This window comes from Promicromonospora sp. AC04, from assembly GCF_003058225.1.
In the GTDB taxonomy this organism is placed as follows: domain Bacteria; phylum Actinomycetota; class Actinomycetes; order Actinomycetales; family Cellulomonadaceae; genus Promicromonospora.
The window spans coordinates 811,864-828,509 of sequence record NZ_QBUG01000001.1 but is presented as its reverse complement, the minus strand read 5'-3'; the positions used below and the strand labels follow the sequence as shown (position 1 = coordinate 828,509).

The 16,646-nt window shown below is 72.9% G+C and carries 14 protein-coding genes; 4 read left to right on the top strand and 10 right to left on the bottom strand.

The genetic code is table 11. The features are described 5' to 3' along the window. Positions 1-16: 16 nt before the first annotated feature. The 9 genes from C8K30_RS03530 to C8K30_RS03490 form a co-directional block, all read right to left on the bottom strand. Positions 17-2,308 carry a serine/threonine-protein kinase gene (locus C8K30_RS03530; protein ID WP_108491462.1) on the bottom strand — a complete coding sequence of 764 codons (2,292 nt, stop codon included), beginning with the start codon at positions 2,306-2,308 and terminating at the stop codon, positions 17-19. Then, positions 2,305-3,408 carry a hypothetical protein gene (locus C8K30_RS03525; protein ID WP_108491461.1) on the bottom strand — a complete coding sequence of 368 codons (1,104 nt, stop codon included), beginning with the start codon at positions 3,406-3,408 and terminating at the stop codon, positions 2,305-2,307. Before C8K30_RS03525 ends, C8K30_RS03530 begins: the two co-directional genes overlap by 4 nt. Then, the gene (locus C8K30_RS03520; protein ID WP_108491460.1) at positions 3,405-4,439 is read right to left on the bottom strand and encodes a glutamate ABC transporter substrate-binding protein; all 1,035 of its coding nucleotides are present in this window, start codon (positions 4,437-4,439) and stop codon (positions 3,405-3,407) included. The genes C8K30_RS03525 and C8K30_RS03520 overlap by 4 nt, the downstream gene beginning before the upstream one ends. Then, a complete protein-coding gene (locus tag C8K30_RS03515; RefSeq protein WP_108491459.1) occupies positions 4,436-5,773 on the bottom strand; it encodes a hypothetical protein in 1,338 nt (445 codons plus the stop codon). The genes C8K30_RS03520 and C8K30_RS03515 overlap by 4 nt, the downstream gene beginning before the upstream one ends. Further along, a complete protein-coding gene (locus C8K30_RS03510; protein ID WP_108491458.1) occupies positions 5,770-7,104 on the bottom strand; it encodes an AAA family ATPase in 1,335 nt (444 codons plus the stop codon). Before C8K30_RS03510 ends, C8K30_RS03515 begins: the two co-directional genes overlap by 4 nt. Next, positions 7,101-7,679, bottom strand: a complete 579-nt coding sequence (locus C8K30_RS03505) for a hypothetical protein (RefSeq protein ID WP_108491457.1) — start codon at positions 7,677-7,679, stop codon at positions 7,101-7,103. The genes C8K30_RS03510 and C8K30_RS03505 overlap by 4 nt, the downstream gene beginning before the upstream one ends. Before the next feature lie 23 nt (positions 7,680-7,702). After that, entirely contained in the window at positions 7,703-8,920 is a 1,218-nt protein-coding gene (locus C8K30_RS03500; RefSeq protein ID WP_108491456.1) for a toxic anion resistance protein, read from the bottom strand. Positions 8,921-9,091: 171 nt separating this feature from the next. Then, entirely contained in the window at positions 9,092-9,502 is a 411-nt protein-coding gene (locus C8K30_RS03495) for a type II toxin-antitoxin system VapC family toxin (protein WP_108491455.1), read from the bottom strand. After that, complete coding sequence (locus C8K30_RS03490; protein WP_108491454.1) at positions 9,499-9,768, bottom strand: hypothetical protein; 270 nt, start codon at positions 9,766-9,768, stop codon at positions 9,499-9,501. The genes C8K30_RS03495 and C8K30_RS03490 overlap by 4 nt, the downstream gene beginning before the upstream one ends. Positions 9,769-9,990: 222 nt before the next feature. Here C8K30_RS03490 and C8K30_RS03485 point away from each other — a divergent pair, with 222 nt between their 5' ends. The 4 genes from C8K30_RS03485 to C8K30_RS03470 are packed head-to-tail and all read left to right on the top strand — an operon-like array spanning position 9,991 to position 15,327. Next, positions 9,991-11,646: an ABC transporter substrate-binding protein gene (locus C8K30_RS03485; RefSeq protein WP_108491453.1), complete on the top strand. Its 1,656-nt coding sequence runs from the start codon at positions 9,991-9,993 to the stop codon at positions 11,644-11,646. Further along, positions 11,643-12,626: an ABC transporter permease gene (locus C8K30_RS03480; RefSeq protein ID WP_369939212.1), complete on the top strand. Its 984-nt coding sequence runs from the start codon at positions 11,643-11,645 to the stop codon at positions 12,624-12,626. Before C8K30_RS03485 ends, C8K30_RS03480 begins: the two co-directional genes overlap by 4 nt. Before the next feature lie 5 nt (positions 12,627-12,631). Next, positions 12,632-13,495 carry an ABC transporter permease gene (locus C8K30_RS03475; RefSeq protein WP_108491897.1) on the top strand — a complete coding sequence of 288 codons (864 nt, stop codon included), beginning with the start codon at positions 12,632-12,634 and terminating at the stop codon, positions 13,493-13,495. Continuing rightward, positions 13,492-15,327, top strand: a complete 1,836-nt coding sequence (locus C8K30_RS03470; RefSeq protein WP_108491451.1) for an ABC transporter ATP-binding protein — start codon at positions 13,492-13,494, stop codon at positions 15,325-15,327. The genes C8K30_RS03475 and C8K30_RS03470 overlap by 4 nt, the downstream gene beginning before the upstream one ends. Before the next feature lie 72 nt (positions 15,328-15,399). Here the strand turns inward: C8K30_RS03470 and C8K30_RS03465 are convergent, their stop codons facing one another. Then, positions 15,400-16,629, bottom strand: coding sequence for a sulfotransferase (locus tag C8K30_RS03465; RefSeq protein WP_108491450.1), 1,230 nt, complete (start codon positions 16,627-16,629; stop codon positions 15,400-15,402). Positions 16,630-16,646 lie beyond the last annotated feature (17 nt).

Here is a 16,646-nt window from a genome sequence, read left to right as displayed (position 1 = left end):
CGGTCCGGTGGATCGCTCATCGCATGGTCCACCGCCGTACGGAGTTTGCCCGGTCGACGAGCGCCACGCGCTCCGAGCGGTCGTCCGTGAGGTGGGCGAGGTTGCGCAGGGCGAGCTCGAGGCGGTCCCGCAGCGCGGGCTCGTCGGCCTCTGCCCCGGCCACCCGCAGGCTCTGGTCGGGGCCGTCGGTCATGACCAGGTCGAGCGCGGCGTCGAGGGCGTCGACGGTGACCTCCGCCTTGGGCCGGTCGGGGACGTGGGCGGCGTCGAGCCCGGCGACGGCGTCGGACAGGTCGAGCAGGCTGCGGTGCGCCGAGACGAGGAGCCGGGCCCTCTGCAGGCGGGCGTCCGGGAAGGACCCGCGGGTGGGGCCCACCAGGTCGAGGGCGTCGAGGGCGCCGTCGAGCGCGCCGCCGGCGGACCGTACGCGGGCGAGGCCGAACGCGGCGGCGCCGGTGTAGTTGGCGTCGGCCCGCGCGATGATGCCGTACAGCTGCTCCGCCACGCCGGGCTCGCCGGAGACCTCGCAGGCCGTGGCGAGCGCGAGCTTCGGCGCCGGCTCACCGGGCACCTGCCCGTAGACGGCGTTGAACGACGCGCGGGCCGCGGCGGGGTTGCCCGCCGAGAAGTGCCCGAGGCCCTCCATCCAGGCGGCGCGCCACTCCCACGGGTCGTGCTCGAGGATCTGCCCCACCGTGCTGCGCAGCAGGGCGGTGTCCCCGGCCTCGATCGCTGCGCGCGCCAGGGCCAGCCGGACCTCCACGGTGGCCTCGGGGGCGCCGGCGAGCGCCGCGATCCGCGCGACGGGGTCGGCGACGTTCACGCCGGCCAGCCAGGACGCCATCGGGTCGGTGGAGTCCACCTTGAGGAGGGGCAGGTCGTGCCAGCTCAGGGCACCCTCGGCGCCGTCGAGGGGCGGCACGCCGAACAGGACGGACTCGGCCGACGTCGTGGCGGTGTACCCGGGGCCCTTGTCGGTGGCGACCACCTCGCGCAGCACGCCCAGGAGCTGGACGCGGGCCTCGTCGACCGAGGCGAACCGGTCGGCGGGCGCGGGGGCGCACGCCTTGGCGAGCCAGCGGTAGAACGAGTCGTACTTCTGGAAGACGGGTGTGTCGGAGACCGGCGGGAAGGACGCCTGGTACACCGTGGTGTTGCCGCGGAAGTCCAGCACGAGGGAGGCCAGGGTGCGGCCGAGCGTGAAGATGTCGGACGCCACGGACGGCCCGATCTCGGGCACCTCCGGCGCCTGGTAGCCGACGGTGCCGTAGATCGCGGACGTCAGGTCGGCGACGCGGCGCACGCCGCCCATGTCGATCAGCTTGACGCCGTCGCCCTGGGCGATGATGTTGTCCGGCTTGAAGTCGCAGTACAGCAGCTCGTGGTCGTGCAGGTAGCTGAACGCAGGCAGCACCTCGAGGATGTACGCGATCGCCTGGTCGACGGGCAGCGGCCGGGGCTGCCCTCCGTCCTGCTCCCTGCGGTCCTTGAGCACGTCCTTGAGCGACTTGCCGCCCACGAACTCCATGACCGTGTAGCCCAGGCCCTCGTGGAGCACGAAGTTGAAGATCTCGACGATCAGCGGGTGCTCGACCTCGGCGAGGAACTGGCGCTCGGCGACCGCGGCCTCGTACGCCTCCTTGTCGCCCGCGTTGAGCAGGCCCTTGAGGACCACCCAGCGGCCGCTGACGTTGCGGTCGCGCGCCAGGTAGATCCAGCCGAGGCCACCGTGGGCGAGGCAGCCCACCACCTCGTACTGCCGCGCGACGAGGTCGCCCGCCTTGAGCGCGGGGGCGAAGTCGTACCGCGCGCCGCAGTGCCCGCAGAACCCGGCGATGCGGCCGGGGACGCCGTCCCTGGCGCGGCCCACCGGCTGCCCGCACGTGGGGCAGTACCGCTTGCTCTCCGCGAGCTCGGGCGTGACCATGACGGCCTGCAGCGGGTCGGCCACCGGCGTGTGCGGCACCGTGGTGATGCCCGCGCCGAGGCGGTGCCCGCGCAGCCGCGTCGATCCGGTGCCGACCCGGCGCGTCTGGTACGTGCCGGACCCCACCCGCGCGGAGCCCAGGGCCGTCGAGGCGAGGCGGGACGAGCTGGTGCGTCCGGTCGAGGGTTGCGCCATGCCCTCGGGCCGGGACCCCGAGGCGCGCACGGTCGTCGCGTCGAGGTCCTCGTCGGCCCACGCCGCCGCGACCTCGGCGAGCGCGTCCCCCGCCGGGTTGCCGCCGGCGGGCGCCCCGCACACGTTGCAGTAGCCGTCCTCGATGGTGCCGGTGCAGCCGGGCTCGGCGCAGGCCTGTGTCGTCATCGGTGTCCCTCCGGGAGATCGCGCACGAGCGTCTCGAGCTGCTCGGTGAAGTGCCGTGCCAGGGCCAGGTCGCAGGGTGTGGCGTCCAGGGCTTCGCGTGCCTCGTCCTCGCCCGCCTTCACGGTGGACGACGCCGCCCGCCCGTTGCCCTGGGCCTTCGTCATCAGCTTCTTGACGCGGTAGCGCAGCTCCGCGCGCTCCCGCAGGGGTGCGGTGTAGGCGTCCTCGACGCGCTCCATGGCGCGCTCGACGGCGCCCAGCCGCTGGACGTACGTCGTGAGCCGGTCGTGCTCGGCCGGCACGTCGCCGAGGCGGCTCACGTCGGGGATCGCGAGCCGCGGCGGGTTGGCGATCTCCCGGCGGCAGCGTTCGGCGACCTGCGCCAGCCCCGGGGCCCGGTCCGCCAGGGTGGTGCGCAGCGCGACGGCGCGCTCCCGGTCCTTGACGAGCGCCCGGCTCCGGGCCGCGTGCACGATGAGGTCCCGCTCGGTGCGCGCGATGGAGTCCTCGAGGGCGCCGAGCGGGCCGGTGATGTCGGCGCCGCGGGCGGCGTCGGCCTTGAGGCGGCTCAGGCGGTCGCGCAGGCGGGCGACGGCGGCGTCGTCCTCCGTGTCGGCGGTGGCGAGCGCCGCGTCCTCCGCCCGGACGATGCCCGCCGCGACCGCCCGGAAGCGGGCGGTGACGTCGGCGGCGTGCGGGTCGAAGGACAGTCGGGTGGCGAGCTGGTCGGCCTGGGCGTCGCACAGGCGGGCGGCGTCGACCAGGGAGAGGAGCGACGTGGCGGGGTCGCCGCCGAGGCGGCCCCAGATGAGCTGCGACATGCGCTCGCGCGCGACGGCGTCGGCCCGGCCGGAGTCCCACACCTCGACCAGCTCGTCCGTGCGGGTGCGCACGGCCTGCCACAGGGTCAGCGCCAGCACGACGTCGGCCGTGACCGCTTCCGCGCCGGACTGGCGGGCCGCCGCGTCGAGCCGGTCCAGGTCGGCGCGGCGCGCGTCGAGCCAGCCCTGCAGGTCGGTCAGGTAGGCCAGGAGCTCGGCCGGCTCGGCCGCCACCCCCAGGGCGCCGGGCGGCGCCGGTGCGCGGTGGGCCCTGCTCACGGCGTCCGTCCGTACACGGGCTGCGGTGCGGCGGGTGCGGGGCCGAGCGCGTCGCCCAGCCAGCGGTCGTAGGACTCCTCCCACTGCCCGCCGGCGATCATCTGCGCCAGCACGCCGTTGACGAACTGCACCATGTCCGGCTGGTCGGCGGGGATGCCGACGCCGTAGGGCTCGTCGCTCACGGCGTCGCCCACGACCTCGGCGTACGGGTCCTGGGCGGCGAAGCCGGCAAGGACCGTGTCGTCGCCGGTGATGGCGTCCACCGCGCCCTGCTGGAACAGGACCAGGCACGTGGTGTGGGTCGGCGCGGGGACCGCCTCGACACCCTCCCACTGCTCGAGGCGCTCCAGGGTGGTGGTGCCCTCTGGCGCGCAGACGCGCTGCCCGGCCAGGTCGTCGATGCTCGCGACGTCGGAGGTCGAGGGCACCAGCAGCTTCTGGCCCGCGTGGTAGTACTCCGCGGAGAACGCGATGTTCTCCCAGCGGTCGCAGTTGATGGTGAAGGCGCGCGTCACTATGTCGACCTCGTGCTCCTGCAGGAGGGCCTCGCGGTCGCCCGACGTGATGACGCGGAACTGGATCTTGTCGGGGTCGCCCAGGATCGCGTCGGCGATCTGCCGCGCCACGTCGATGTCGAAGCCCTCGATCTTGCCCGTGAAGGGGTTACGCGAGCCCATGAGCAGGGTGTCCGCGGAGACGCCCACCACGAGCACGCCGCGCTCCCGGATGGCCGCCATGGTGGAGCCGGACGTCACCTCGGGGCTGCCGCCCGGGTCGATCGACGCGACGGCCGGCAGCCCGTCGCTGCAGTCCTCGGCGGCGGTGGCCGTGCCCGCCGCCGCGCCCGCCGCGGCCTGCGGCGCCGACTTCGCGGTCGAGTCCTGGAGCGACTCCTGCGCGGACGAGCCCGCCCCTGCGGCGCCCGTGAGGAGCTGCGTCGTGGGCTGCGGTGCACAGGCCGCCGTCGTGCCGACGAGGGCGAGCGCCACGAGAGCGGTGACTATCGGTCTGCGGGCTGCGCGCGTGCTCATCGGTACTCCTTCAGACGGACGTTCATCCCGGTGGCCGCGGCAACGGCCCCGGCGACGCCGAGCACGAGGGCGACCCAGGCCGCGATCTGCGCGGTGGTCGCCGCGGAGCCGAGCCGGTCGACGGCCTCCTCGCTGGTGGCCTCGACCTCTTCGTGGGCCCGGTCGGAGAACGCGGCGAAGGCCGCGCCCGCCGAGTCGTCGGCGGTGGACGTCGCCGCCGCGACGGCGGCGTCCCAGTCGCCGCCGTCGTCCAGCTTGCGGATCTCCGCGTGCTTGGCGTCCCATGCGTTCAGCAGGGAAAGAGGGTCGGAGCCGGTGTCGGCGCCGGCCTCGGCGTCCGCTGCGTCGGTCAGGAGGGTCTGGGCCTCGGCGATGGACGCCTGGTAGGACTCCTCGAACTCCGCGCCCGAGCCGCGCTTGATCAGCGTGAACGACTCCATGGACTTGGCGTCGGTAGCGAGCGACAGGGCCTGCGACGTGGCGACCGTAGCCGCGTACGGCCCGCTCGCCACCGACCGGGCGACGCCGTTCCCGCCCAGCACGGCGGCCGTCGCCACGATGCCGCCCACCAGGAGGGCGACGCTCGCGACCGCCAGACCCGTGTTCAGGACGCGGTGCGTGCGCCGCGCCAGCCAGAGCTGGACGGCGCCCAGCGCCACCAGGCCCAGCAGCACGAGCAGCAGCAGCGCCTGCGCGAGGGAGACGGAACCCAGGTCGTCGTCGACCCGCTCGGACGTCGAGACGGCCACCTCGTCGAGCGTGGGCAGCACCTCGTCGCGGAGCGCCGCCGAGGCCTGGTCCAGGTAGGCCGCGCCGACGGGGAAACCCTGCCGGTTGTTCGCCCGGGCCGACTCGACCAGGCCCGAGTACCGCTGCACCGAGTCGGACACCGTGGACAGGTCCGCGGTCTCTTCGGCACCCTGTGCGGTCGCGGCAAGCGTCGGCAGCGCCTGCGCCGCCTCGGACAGGCTCGTCTCGTAGCGCTCGCGGGCCTCCGCGGGCTCCAGCCCGCCGACGAGGAACGCGTTGGTCGCCGTCGCGTCCGCCGACACCAGGTCGTTGCGCAGCTCCTGCGTGCCGACGAGCTGCGCGGCGTCGCGCTGCGCGTCGTCCAGCGCCGCCGACTGGTTGCTGCCCGCCAGGAACCCGGTCACCCCCAGCAGCAGGCACGCCACCACGGCCACGGTCGTGGCCAGCGCCAGCCGCCCCGGGGTGGTCGCCAGCTCCGCCGAGAGGCGAGCACCGGCGGAGGTGCGCGCGGGGGCGGCGTCGCCAGGGCCGGTCGCGCCGGGTAGGGCCGACGGCGGGCCGGTGGTCGTCAGCGGTGCGGTCACGGGGTGGCCTCGCTGTCTGTCCCGATGTCCACGACATCCTCCAGGTCTTCCGGGACCAGCGTGCGTAGCTGATCCACAGTCGGTCGTTCAACGTCCCGCAAGCGCCAGGCGTGCCGGGCAATTGCGGAGTCGAGCACGTTGCGTGCCCAGCGCCCGTTGCCGAAGCCCTCGCCCCGCAGCTGGTCCGCGACGAGGCGGTCGAAGCGGTCGAGAGTGGCCGGCTGCGGCTCGAAGTCCGCTGCCCGGGCAAGGGTCTCGAAGATCTGCCGCAGCTCCGCGGCGGAGTAGTCCTCGAACGTGATGGTCCGCGAGAACCGGCTCTCCAGGCCCGGGTTGGTGCTGACGAACCGGGCCATCGGGCCGGGGTAGCCCGCAACGATCACCACGAGGTCGTCGCGGTGGTCCTCCATGTCCTTGACCAGGGTGTCCACCGCCTCACGGCCGTACTGGTCCTCGGCCAGCGCGTACGCCTCGTCGATGAACAGCACGCCGCCCAGGGCGCGCTGCACCACCGCCGTCGTCTTCTCGGCGGTCTGGCCCAGGTAGCCCGCCACCAGCTCGGACCGGTCCACTTCCACGAGGTGGCCCTTGTCCAGCAGGCCCAGGGCGCGGTAGATCCCGGCGACCAGCCGGCCCACCGTCGTCTTGCCCGTACCCGGGTTGCCCACGAACACCAGGTGGCGGGTCAGCGTGGGGGAGGTGAGGCCTGCCTCGGCCCTGAGGCGTTCGATGCGGAGGAGCTCGGTCTGGCGGTGGATCTCGTCCTTGACTCTGCCCAGGCCGGTGAGCTGGTCCAGCTCTTCCAGGAGCTCTTCGAGCGTTCGCTCTTCCTTGGGCGGCTCGGGTTCCTCGGCCGGGACGGCCGCGGGGTCGCCTTGCGCGGTGGTGGGGACTGCCGAGCCTGGCGGGGTGGTTGGCAGGGGGGTCGGTGCCTTGTCCCGGCCCTGGGCCGCGCTGCGGTGGACTGCCTTGGTGCCTTCCGCGGCGGCTATGGCGCTGATGCTGGGGTCACCGAGGGTTGCTGCGGCGTCGACGACCTGCGCCAGCGCTTCCGCGTACCGGGCTGCGGCCGGGGACCTGGTCGCGATGAGCTCGTCGAGCAGGTCCGTGGGGGCTGAGCGCCAGCGGCGGGCGCTGACGGCGGCGTCGAAGAACGGTTGCAGGCTGCCCGACGTCGGACGGCCGGTCGCCGCCAGCCAGTCCGCCGCGGCGCCCGGGGACGACTCGGCGACGGCGGCGGCGAGCCGCTCACCCTCGGCACGCGCGGCCGGGCCGCTCACGCCGGCTGCGGCGAGGGCGTCGAGTGCGGCGGCCAGCGCCGTCGTGCTCATGGGGCCTCCAGGGGCGAGGGGCCCGACGTCGTCCCGGGGCCCGGCAGGCCCTGTCCCGGGGCGGGCAACGTACCCGGGCCGGCGCTCGGGAGCGTCAGGCCCGACGTGCCGAACTTCTCCTCGAGGAACCGGCCGTGGGCCACGAGGGCGACGGCGTCGGCGCGGGACACGGCGTCGGAGATCTTGTCGAGGGTGGCGCCCAGCAGGTCGAGCTGGTCGCACAGGATCATGAGCGACGTCTTGCCGCGGTCCACGACGCGCCGGTCGGCGAAGTCGCGGGGGAGGCGCAGGTAGGCGTCGACCGCCTCCGGCAGGTAGCTCGTCGCGGTGGCGACCACGGTGTGCGCCTGCTGGGAGCCGGCGCCGAGCCGGTCCAGCCGGGGCGCCATCTCGTGCACGGTCTCGGCGACCCGCTGCACCCGGGCGGTGACCGCAGCGGGCGCCTTCCCGGACGCGCGCGCGAGGACGGCGTCGACGGACGTCACGATCTGCTCGGTCGTGGGCGGTGCCGGGATCGCGAGGGGCTGCTCCTCCTCGGTGCGCCCGCCTCCGAAGATCCGCCGCCACCAACCCATGCGTTCCTCCGAGCCTGCTGCTGTCACCGGTTACCGAGGTCGAGAGAGCCGCTCGCCACGCCGTTGGTGTTGGTGCGCCGGGCCCGCTCCACGTACTCGGAGGCCTTGGTCGTCTCGGTCTGGAGCACGCCGATGGTCTGCGACATCGAGTCGAGCGCCCTGGTCTTGAAGTCGCTGATGGAGTCCATCGTGGCGTAGATGTTCGCGAACGCCTCCTGCAGCTGCGCGATCCCGACGGTCGAGCTCGCGGCCTGCTCCTGGATGGTCGCCGACTGGTCGGCGAGCATCTTGGACGTCGAGGCGATCATGTTCGACGTCGTGGTGTTCAGGGCCCCGATCTGGTCCAGCACCAGCTTCTGGTTCGCGAGGGCCTGCGCCACGATGACGGCGGTGCGCAGCGCGGAGACCGTCGTGGTGGTCGCGCGGTCGACGCCCTTGGTGAGCTCGACGTTGTTCTTGATGATGATGTCGATCGCGAGGTAGCCCTGGATGGAGACCGCGAGCTGGGTGAGCAGGTCCTGGTGCTTCTGGCGCACGTAGAACAGGACGTCCTCGGAGAGCGCCTTGGCCCGCTCTGGCTCGGCGATCTGGAGCTCGGCGATCTTCGCGGAGAGCTGGGCGTCGAGGCGTTCGGCCACGTAGATGTACTGGTTGAGCCGCGCCATCGTGTCCCAGAGGTTCTGCTTCTCCAGGTTCAGTGCGGCGTTGTCCTTGCGCAGCTCGTCCTGGCCGTTGTAGAGGGCCTGGATGATGGCGTTGAGCTGGCCCTGGGCGGACTCGTAGCGGCGGAAGTAGTCCTGGAGCTTGTCGCCGAACGGGATGACGCCGAGGATCTTGCGGCCCACGCTCGCCTCGGACGGGTCCAGGTCCTCGACCGTGCGGCGCAGCTCCAGCAGGGTCTGGCCCACCTTGGAGCCGTCGGCGAGGCCGCCCTCCTTGAGCGCCCGGACGGGCGTGGCCAGCAGCCGGTTGCTGGAGTCCGCCGCCTGGCGGATGTCCTGGTCGCCCATGGTGCGCACGTCGTCGGCGCGCTTGGCGAACTCGGGGCTCTTGGTGTCGGCGCTGAGCAGGCCGTCGAGGTAGGTGGCGACCTTCTGGTCGAGCGCGGGCGCCACGGCTGGGTCCACCTTGGGCGCCATCTTGGGCGCCTGCGTCGCGGCGACGGGCTGCACCGGGTCGGGCGCGGTGAGCACGAGGGGCTGGGCTCCGGCGGGGGGTTGAAGCGGCATTGGCTCGGTCATCGGTGCTCCTCGAGATAGGGCGTCCCGAACGCGGCGAGTATATGCCGGGGCCCGCTCCCGTCGGGAGGAAAACGCCTGCTTGCGGGGTGAGAACGCGGGGGCGGCCGGGGGAGTTCCCCGACTGGCTCCGGGTCGGTCAGCAGGGCGTCGTCGACTGCGAAGGTCCCGCTGTCAGGGCACGAGCGTCAGGACGTCGACGTGAGCCGGGCGGATCGCGCTGAAGTGTCGTCGGTCCGTGGTCGCTATGCGTTGTACGCCGTACCGCTCCGCGATCGCCACGACGGACGCGTCGACCGCGCCCAGCGGGAAGTCCTGGTACTTCAGGACCAGCTCGCTCATCCTCGTCAGGTCGCCCGGTGTCGGCGTGATCAGTTCAAAGGCGCCGTCCGCGACGGAATCAAGGAACCGCGCCTCGACTCGGGGGGATCGCTCGAGAAGCCAGCAGACCTCGGTCAGGACGGGGCTCGGCAGGAGTCGGGGACCTTCGAGCGTCGTGAAGAGTTCGCGCGCTGCGGCGTGGTACGAGTCGTTGGCGTCGAAGAAGGCGTACAGGGGACCCGTGTCGAGGACCGTAGCGGTCATGTGTGGTCGCCGAACCGCTCCCGAAGGCGCTGACGGATGTAGTCGTCGTGGTGCTCTGCAATGTCCCCTGGGCCGTGGATGCTTCCCGCGAGGGCGGTGAAGCTTTCAGGAAGCGGCGTCGCCGCCGAGTGCCTCACCCGCTGAGCCGACGCGGCGCCCGCCAGTTCAGCGTCGTTGGACACGAGGACGCGGAGATGCCGCACCTGTGCCGGCGTGAGCCGGTCGACCAGGTGGCGGAGGTCCTCGTAATCGTCTGCGACGCTCATACGACAAGAGTAGGTGAACTCACCCGCTGACGGGCGTTGTCCACACCCGCACGTTCGTCGTACAGGCCCATCCGGCGTCAGGGCCGCAATGAACGGTGCCCGGGTTGGTGTGGCGCGTCCCACTTGGCGACCGGAGGCGGAATACCACCGCCCGGGCCTGCGGTTTGGGAGCATGAACGGAGTCGTTCGGAACCACCTTCCAGACAGGATGCACACGTAGCCATGCCCTCGCGCCGGTTCTCCCGTCCGCGTGCCGCCGTCGTCGTGACGGCCGCCGTCGCCCTCCTGCTCGCCGCCTGCTCCCCAGGGGGCGGGACGGCGAGCGAACCGTCCAGCGAGCCCGTCGCGGGCGGGACGCTCACCTACGCGTCGGGCGACGCCGAGCCGTCCTGCCTCGACCCGCACGTGGGCGGCAACTACCCGCAGGCGCTCATCGCCACCCAGTACCTCGAGTCGCTCGTCTCGCTCGACGACGACGGCGAGGTCATCCCGTGGCTCGCCACCGAGTGGACCGAGAGCGACGACGGGATGGCGTGGGAGTTCTCGCTGCGTGACGACGTGACGTTCACCGACGGCACGCCGTTCGACGCCGCGGCGGTCGCCGCGAACATCGCCCACGTGCAGGACCCGGCCACGGCGTCGTCGACCGGTTACCTCGCCCTCGCGAAGATCACGGACGTCGTCGCCGTCGACGACCACACGGTCCGCCTGGAGCTCAGCGCACCCGACAGCGCGCTGCTGGAGTCGCTCTCGCAGGTCTGGGTCGCCATGGAGTCGCCGAAGGCCCTCGAGCGCAGCCAGGAGGACAACTGCGCCGCGCCCGTCGGGACCGGCCCGTTCGTCGTCGACGAGTGGGAGCGTCAGGACTCGGTGACCCTCGTGCGGAACGACGACTACAACTCACCGCCCGCCGACGCCGAGGGCACCGGCCTCCCGTACCTGGACTCGATCGTGTGGCGGTTCATCCCCGACTCCGCGAGCCGCTACGCCGCGCTCCAGTCCGGTGAGGCCCAGGTCATCGACAACGCGCAGCCCGACACGATCAAGTCGGCCGAGTCCGACGACGCGATCGAGGAGCTCGACGCCCCGCGCCCCGGCGCGTCCAACCGCATCGAGCTCAACTCGGGCAAGGCGCCGTTCGACGACGAGCGCGTCCGCGAGGCGTTCATCCGCTCGGTGAACGTGGACGACGGCATCCAGAGCCTGTTCTTCGGGACCGCCGAGCGCTCGTACTCGCCGCTCTCGAGCGTCGAGCCGCTCGGCCTGAGCCTGCCCGACCTCTTCACCGTGGACACCGACGCCGCCGCGAACCTCCTCGACGAGGCCGGCTGGGCCGAGCGGGACGCAGACGGCTACCGCGTCAAGGACGGCAAGCGCCTGACCCTCGACTTCCCGGTGAGCACCAACCAGTCCATCCCGGCCGAGCAGTCCCTGTTCGAGCAGATCCAGGCGGACGCCAAGACGGCGGGCTTCGAGGTCAACCTCCACCCGCTCGACCTGTCGAGCTGGTACGGCGCGCTGGCCGAGAACGACTACGACCTCGTGAGCGCCCCCTACACGAAGGTCGGCCCGGACGTGCTGCGGATCCTGTACCACTCCGACTCGATCACCCCGGCGCCCAGCGGCTACTTCGCCAACCTCGCGCAGGTGGACGACGCCGCGCTCGACGACCTGCTCACCCGGGCCTCCGCCACGAGCAACGCCGACGACCGGGAGAGCATGTACGAGCAGGCCCAGCGGATCGTCCTCGACGGGTACTACATCCTGCCGCTGTACGACCAGCAGAACCACTTCCTGTACTCGTCGGCCGTGCAGGGGCTGCGCGCGATGCCTACGGTGTCGACGCCGACCTTCGCCGGGGCATGGCTGGTGTCTTGACGCTTCCGGTCCCCACTACCGGGGCGCGCAGGAGCCCGGTGCCGGGCTACCGGCGCTGGCTGCTCCTGCGCGCAGGTGGGGTCGTGTTCGTGCTCTGGGCCGCGGCGACGATCACGTTCTTCGCCCTCCGGCTCATCCCGGGCGACCCCGCCGAGGCGATCCTCGGCGGGCCCGGCTCGCAGGCCGGGCCCGAGGCGCTGGAGCAGGTCCGCCGCGAGTACGGCCTGGACCAGCCGCTCGTGGTGCAGTACCTGACCTATCTGGGGCGGCTCGTGACCGGCGACCTCGGGCAGTCGTACTCGCTGCACAAGCCGGTCGCCACCGCTATCGGCGAGCAGTTCGGCGCGACGCTCACGCTCGCGCTCTGCTCGCTCGTGCTCGCCTGGGCGCTCGCGTGCGGCCTTGCGGCGTGGAGCGTGCGGGGCGGCCGGGTCGCGTGGGCCATCGGCTCCGGGCTCGAGCTGGTCGCGGCCGCCGTCCCGCACTTCTGGCTCGCGACCGTCCTGATCCTGTTCTTCAGCCTCACCCTGGGGATCCTCCCGCCGGTCAGCGTGCCGGGGCCGCTCGGCATCGTGCTGCCCGCGCTCACCATGGCGATCCCGCTGGCCGGGTTCCTCGGCCAGGTCATGCGCGAGTCCCTCCTGACGGCGATGGAGTCGCCGTTCGTCACCACTGCCCGGGCGCGCGGCGAGAGCGAGGTCCGGATCTTCTGGCGGCACACGCTGCGGCACGCGGCGATCCCCGCGATCGGGCTGTCCGGCTGGGCCTTCGGGTCGCTGATCAGCGGGGCCGTGGTGGTGGAGTCCGTGTTCGCGCGCCAGGGCCTGGGGCGCAGCCTGCTCTCCGCGGTCCAGCTGCGCGACGTCACGCTCGTGACCGGCATCGTGCTCGTGGTGGCGCTCGCGTACACGGTGATGACCCTGGTCACCGACCTCGCCGACCGGGCCGTCGACCCGCGCCGCCGGGCGGTGGTGGAGTGAGCGGGCTGCGCGCCGCCGTCGACCGGGCCGCCGTCGTCCGGGCCGCCGTCGTCCACGGCACCGGCTTCCGCCCGACGGCGGCCGAGGCGGTCGCCGGCCTGGTCCTCCTGCTCGTCCTCGTCGCCGCGCTCTGGCCGGGGCTGCTCGCTCCCGGCGACCCGCTGGCCACCTCGCCCGCCGACGCCTTCCAGGCGCCCTCGCCCGCGCACCTCTTCGGGACCGACGAGTCCGGCCGGGACATCTACACGCGCGTCGTCCACGGGGCACGGGACTCGCTCCTGATCGGCGTCCTCGCGACGGGCATCGGCATCGGCCTCGCGACAGTGCTCGGCTTCGTCGCCGGTCTGGGCCCGCGCTGGCTCGACTTCGGCACCACCCGGCTCGTCGAGGTGCTGTTCGCCTTCCCGGGCCTGCTGCTCGCCCTGCTGTTCATCGTGGTGACGGGGCCGGGCGTGCTGAGCTCGACGATCGCCGTCGGCCTGGCGACCGCGCCCGGCTACGCGCGCATCATCCGCTCCCAGGTGCGGCGGACGGCGTCCGCCGAGTTCATCGAGGCCGCCCGCGTGCTGGGCCGCGGCCGCCTCTGGATCGTCGCCCGCCACATCCTGCCGAACGTGACCGCCGCGCTGTTCGTGCTCGCCACCCTCGGCCTGGGGCAGGCCATCATCTGGGTCTCGTCGCTCAGCTACCTCGGCCTGGGCGCCGTCCCGCCGGCCGCGGAATGGGGCGCGATGCTCGCCGCCGGCCGCACCTACATCGCCAACTTCTGGTGGATGACGTTCTTCCCCGGCCTCGCGATCGTCGCCAGCGCCGCCGCCGCTACCGTGATCGGGCGCGGCATCCAGAAGCGCAACAGGAGCGCCGCATGAGCGGGGCCGTGCCGGTCGAGCCGACCCGGGTCGAGCCGGTGCCGTCCGAGGTGGCGCCGTCCAAACTGGTGCCGTCCGAGCCCGTGCTGAGCGTCCGGGACCTGGTCGTCGCGTTCCCCGATCGTCGGGGACAGGACGGCGGCGGTACCGGCCACCGTGGCGTGCGACGGGTCGTCGACGGGGTGAGCTTCCAGGTCGCTGCGGGCGAGTGCGTGGCGATCGTCGGCGAGTCCGGCTCGGGCAAGAGCGTCACCGCGCGCAGCGTCGTCGGCCTGGCGGGGGAGGGCGCGCGGGTCTCGGCTGCGGCGCTGACCGTCGGCGGGCAGGACGTGCTCTCGCTGTCCGCGCGGCGCCTGCGCCGGCTGCGCGGCGGCACGGTCGGCCTGATCGCGCAGGACGCGCTCGTCTCCCTCGACCCCCTGCGACCCGTCGGCCGCGAGATCGGCGACACGCTTGCCCTGCACACGGGGCTCGACGCCGCCGCGCGCCGCGCGCGCACGATCGAGCTCCTCGACCGGGTCGGCCTGCCCGACGCCGAGCTACGCGCTGGTCAGCGACCCGGCGAGCTCTCCGGCGGGCAGCGGCAGCGCGCCCTCATCGCCGCGGGCATCGCGGGCGAGCCCTCGCTCGTCATCGCCGACGAACCGACCACAGCGCTCGACCAGCCCGTCCAGGCCGGTGTGCTCCGGCTGCTGGGCCGGCTGCGCGACGACGGCACCGCCGTCCTGCTCATCAGCCACGACCTGTCGGTGGTCATGGGCATCGCGGACCGCGTCCTCGTCATGACCGACGGCGTAGTGGTCGAGGAGGGGACACCGGCCGAGGTGTTCGAGCGGCCCAAGCACCCGTACACCCGCAAGCTCGTGGCCGCCGTCCCCGCGGGACGGGCCCGTGGGGTGCCGCTGCTGGACGGCGCGGCGCCGGCCGTCGTCGGCCCGCAACTTGCGGACGGCGCGCCGGCCACCGCCGTCGAACGTAGGGGTAGTGGCGGCAAGAGCGCTCCTGGAGCGACCGAGACTACGTTCGACGAGGCGCACGCCGGCCCCAGCGGCGTGCTGCTGGAGGCCCGGGGGCTGGGCCGAACCTTCCATGTCGACGGGCGCGAGATCGTGGCCGCCGAGGACGTGTCGTTCTCGCTCCGGGCGGGCCGGACCCTGGGGCTGGTCGGCGAGTCCGGCTCGGGCAAGTCCACCACCGCCCGGCTCCTGCTCGGGCTCGAACGGCCCGACGCCGGCGAGGTCACCCTGCTCGGCGAGCCGTGGAGCCCGCTCCCCGAGGCCCGACGGCGGCCGCGCCGGCCACTCGTCGGCGCCGTGTTCCAGGACGCCCTCAGCTCGTTCGACCCGCGCTGGACCGTCGGCTCGATCCTCGCCGACGCGATCACCCGGGGCCGCTCACTCCGGCCCGGACCCGTGCGCGCGCAGGTCGCGAACCTGCTGGACACGGTCGGCCTCGACCCGGACCTGGCCACCCGACGTCCGCTGCACCTCTCCGGCGGCCAGCGCCAGCGGGTCTCGGTCGCGCGGTCGCTCGCGGCCGACCCCCGGGTGCTGATCCTCGACGAGCCGGTCTCCGCGCTCGACGTCTCGGTCCAGGCGCAGGTGCTCGACCTCCTCGACCGGCTCCAGCGCGAGCGAGACCTGGCCTACCTGCTCATCACCCACGACCTCGGCGTCGCGCTGCACATGAGCGACGACATAGCGGTAATGCGGGCGGGGCGCATCATCGAGTCCGGCCAGGCAGGGACGGTCTTCGACGATCCAAGGGATCCGTACGCGCGCCTGCTGCGGGACGCTTCGCCGATCGCTGCCCGGGAAGCCGGCAGGAGCTGACCCGGCACCTGTTCCTTGCCGTCGCGGGTACGCCGGATCCGTGCGGACCCGACGTACCCGCGACGGCAAGCGTCACAGCTCAGCCGTCGGCTTCGCGTCCAGCACGTCGAACGTGTTCAGCAGGCGCAGGTATCCCGCGAACGCCTCCTGGACCTGATCCGGCTGCAGTCCGTAGCGCGTCATGTCGTACTGGTGCGGACGCGTCCCCGCCGGCCGGGCGATCACCTCGTCGAGCTTCGCCTCGTCGCTGGCTGACCACGTCGCCCCGATCGCCGAGTACAGCCGCGGCACCTCGGTGTGCGGGTCGTGGCTCAGTGCGTGGTACGGCACGTCCACGATGGACGACGGCGGCAGGCTGAGCCGTGCATCCAGCGCGTTGTCCACCCACGTGACCATGGACTCCATCACGAGCTGCCCGACCTCGAGCGGGTCCGGGTCCGTCTGGTACGGCGCCCACAGCGTCTCGATGAGACTGCACGACGAGCCGACGACGGCGGCCGGGTCGCGGTGCGTCCACACGAACGTGGCGTCCGGGAACACCTTCTTGATCACCTGCATGTCGTTCAGGTGCGCCGGGTACTTGACGATCCACCGCTTCGGCGCCCGTCCGTGCTGCAGCACCTGCAGGCCCTGCTTCAGGCACTCGTAGTCACTGGCCAGCTCCGCCTCGCTGCGACGCGCATACCAGTCACGGTAGGAGTGCATGCTGCCGTGGAACAGCGGCCAGAAGGTCCCGTGCGGCATGAGCACCAGCGACTCCTCCGGATCCTCTGCACGGATCGGATGGATGTGCTTCAGCCCCGGCGCGAACATGCTGGTGACCAGCTGGATGCTCTGGTCGAACCGCTTGATCTCCCGCTTGGCGACCTTCGGGTCCTCGAGGCCCGTGTAGGACATCTCCCAGGCGAGCGGCCCGCGATGGTCGGGCGATGCCGCGAGCACCTTGTGGGTGAGGGTGGTCGCCGTGCGCGGCAGCCCGAGCACGAACACCGGATTGGTGATCTGCTCGGCAGCTATCTCCGGGCGCTCGGCCAGCAGCTTCTTGATCCGCAGGCGGTTCACGTAGCGGCCCTTGACCACGTTGAGCGCGAAGAACCAGCCCAGGGGCGTCAGCCGGGGCTCCTCGACGATGCTCGCGAACACGCGGCCGAGACCGGCGGCGAGCTCGGGGTCCTGGATACCGGCGTCCTTCTCGACCTCGGCGACGGCTTTCGCCCAGGCGCCCGCGGGATCCTCACGCCCCCGGATGACGGGGGCGAAGACGGTGTTGAGAACCCTGGAGGCTCTGGTCGTGGTGCTCACGATGTCCCTTCTTGTGC